3 protein-coding genes and 1 pseudogene are annotated in these 2968 nt (G+C 75.2%); 3 read left to right on the top strand and 1 reads right to left on the bottom strand.

Features of this window, described 5'->3' with window-relative positions:
- Positions 1-219: hypothetical protein (locus IE249_RS38175; protein ID WP_229859039.1), on the bottom strand; the 219-nt coding region annotated here is incomplete at its 3' end.
- A 206-nt stretch (positions 220-425) separates the two neighbouring features.
- Between IE249_RS38175 and IE249_RS22755 the strand changes: the two genes are divergently transcribed.
- From IE249_RS22755 to IE249_RS38170, 3 genes and pseudogenes are all read left to right on the top strand, one after another.
- A complete protein-coding gene (locus IE249_RS22755; protein ID WP_189707349.1) occupies positions 426-1046 on the top strand; it encodes an L-threonylcarbamoyladenylate synthase in 621 nt (206 codons plus the stop codon).
- An 838-nt stretch (positions 1047-1884) separates the two neighbouring features.
- Positions 1885-2640 carry a dienelactone hydrolase family protein gene (locus tag IE249_RS22750; protein WP_189707347.1) on the top strand — a complete coding sequence of 252 codons (756 nt, stop codon included), beginning with the start codon at positions 1885-1887 and terminating at the stop codon, positions 2638-2640.
- 110 nt (positions 2641-2750) lie between these two features.
- Positions 2751-2968 (top strand): annotated as a pseudogene (locus IE249_RS38170) (sugar hydrolase); the annotation flags it as partial.

Raw genomic sequence — 2968 nt, 5'->3', positions numbered from 1 at the left:
GACGACCTTGCGCACATCGCGCCCCGCGGGCCGCAACTGGTCGAGGAGTTCCTCCGCCCAGGCGGCCCCGCTGCTCCCGCTCCGCTGTGCCCCGGCGTCCCGGTCCTCCCGGTCGGCCATGTCGGCCCTCTCCCAGTCCGTCGCGTTGACCTCGGTGTTCTTCGCCCGGGACGTTACCAGGGGGTGCGCCGGCCGCCCGGGGCCGGACGCGTCGCGCATGCCGGTCCCGGCGCGGAGAAGGCGGCTTCGCCGGCGGTGCACGGGGGGAGGTGACGGCCGGCGAAGCCGCGGCGCCCGGGGCCGGGGGGACAGCACCCGAGCGGTACACAGCTCTGCTTCCCCGGGATGGGCGGAGTACGCCACGAAGTTCGCCGGCCGCCCCGCCGGTGGCCGGGGAGCGGTGCCGTACGGCATAAGCTCGGTGAATGGCGAAGTACTTCGACGTGCACCCCGACAACCCCCAGCCGCGCGCGGTCCGGCAGATCGCGGACAGCGTGCGCGAGGGGGCGCTGATCGCGTATCCGACCGACTCCTGCTACGCCCTCGGCTGCGGGCTCGGCAGCCGGGAGGGCGTGCAGCGGATCCGCTCGATCCGGCACCTGGACGACCGGCACCATTTCACCCTGGTGTGCCAGGACTTCGCGCAGCTCGGCCAGTTCGTCCGGGTCGACAACGACGTCTTCCGCGCCATCAAGGCGTCCACGCCCGGCAGTTACACCTTCATCCTCCCGGCGACCCGGGAGGTGCCGCGCATGCTGCAGCATCCCAAGAAGAAGACGGTGGGGGTGCGCATCCCGGACCACGTCGTCACCCAGGCCCTGCTCTCGGAGCTCGGCGAGCCGCTGCTGTCGAGCACGCTGCTGCTGCCCGACGAGGAGGAGCCGATGACGCAGGGCTGGGAGATCAAGGACCGGCTCGACCACGTGGTGGACGCGGTGGTCGACTCCGGCGACTGCGGCACCGAGCCGACCACGGTGATCGACTTCTCCGGCGGCGAGGCCGAGATCGTGCGCCGGGGAGCGGGCGACACCTCCCGCTTCGAGTAGCGGCGGCCGACCCCGCGGTGAGGCCCCGGTGGCCCGCGGTTCCCGAGAAGCGGGCGGCCCCTCGATTCCGACGAGGCCCGACCGCTCCGGGGGTGCGGCAATGCGCGGGGGCCCGCCCGAGGAGACCGGTCGTCCTCGAGGTCTCGGCGTTCAGGGCGAGTTCGGCGCGGTGACGCGCGGGCCGCGCCCCGGTTACGACGAGGCGTCATCCCCGCGGTTGCCGTGAAGGCCGGGCCGCCCGGCGGTTCCGGTGAAGGGGGGATCGCCCTGCGGTGGCCATGAGACGCGCGGCACGGGCACACCCGCTGTGGCCGTGCTCGCGCCGGCCGTGGCCGTCTCCGCCCGGACGGGCGCGGTGCCGACGTCGGCCGGGCCCGCCGGTCTGCCCCGGGCCCGGCCGGGCCCGGGCCAAGACCGGGAGCGCGACCCGGCCCCGGCCGGGGCTCGCGGGCCGTGTCCGTGCGAGCGGCCCGCAGTCGCGGTGAGGCCCGGACCACCCCGCCCGTAGCGATCTGGCCCGGGTCGCCCCGCGGTACCGATCAGACCCAGGCCGCCCCGCCGTTCCGACCAAGCTCAGCCCGCTCCCCGGCTCCGACCAGGCCCACCCGTCCCCGTGAGTTCCGCCTCGTGCGAGGCGGGCGCGGGGCGGGACGCCGCCCGGGTCCCGGGGCCTTGGGCCCGGGGCGAGGAGGAGAACTCGGCCGCGCGTGCCACCATGGCCATGATCCACCCGCCCCGCCCGGCCGCCCCGCCCCATGGCCCCCGGCCCCGTCGGGCGGAAGACACCCGCAGCGGCCGGTGAGGCCCTCGCCGGCGACGAGCAGAGAGGCAGCGCCCCATGACCGCCGTACAGGGAGAGGCCGTTGAGATCCCGACCGGGGACGGCACCGCCGACGCGTATCTGGCCAGTCCCTCCGACGGCGCCGCCCACCCGGGCGTCCTCCTGTACCAGGACGCCTTCGGTCTGCGCCCGCACCTGAGGTCGATGGCCGACCGGATCGCGGCGGCCGGCCACACGGTGCTGGTGCCCAACGTCTTCTACCGGCACGGGCGCGCACCCGTAGTGGAACTCCCCGAGTTCATCGACCTGTCCGAGCGGCCGGACGTCTTCGCGCGGGTCGCCCCGCTCATCCAGTCCCACACACCCGCCCTCGCACGGCGCGACGCGGGCGCGTACCTGGACTTCCTGGCCGGCCACCCCCTGGTCGCCGAGGGGCCGGTGGCGGTCACCGGGTACTGCATGGGCGCCCGGCTGTCGCTGCTGGCCGCCGGCGCGTACCCGGACCGGGTCGCGGCGGCCGCCGGGTTCCACGGCGGGCGGCTGGCCACCGACGCCCCGGACAGCCCCCACCTGGTCGCCGGGCAGGTCGAGGGAGAGCTGTACTTCGGCCACGCCGACCAGGACCCGTCGCTGCCGCCCGAGCAGATCGAGCGCCTGGAAACCGCTCTCTCGGCGGCGGGCGTACGCCACCGCTGCGAGGTCTACCCCGGTGCGCGGCACGGGTTCACCCAGGCCGACACGGACGCGTACGACCGCGAGGCCGACGAGCGCCACTGGTCGGTGCTGCTCGACCTGCTCCGCCGCACCTTCTGACCTCGGTCGCCTTCATTGACATGGACGCGCCCCGGCGCGACTCTGAGAGCGCTCTCACTTCAGGTACGGACCAACCCCGACCCGTACCCCGACCCCACCGGAGGTGGAGCGTGCTCGCAAGACTCAAGGTTCTGGCGACGACGGGAGCCGCGGCCCTCGTCGGCGCGCTGCTCGGACTCGGCGCCCCGGCGCCGGCCGAGGCCGCGACGCCGGACACGGTCCCACTGAAGATCACCAACAACTCGGGCCTCGGCCAGCCCGTCTACCTCTACGACCTCGGCACCTCGCTGACGACCGGTCAGCAGGGCTGGGCGGACGCCGGCGGCGC

The organism is Streptomyces anandii JCM 4720, assembly GCF_014650655.1.
Lineage (GTDB): Bacteria > Actinomycetota > Actinomycetes > Streptomycetales > Streptomycetaceae > Streptomyces > Streptomyces anandii.
This window is presented reverse-complemented; position numbering and strand designations above follow the sequence as displayed.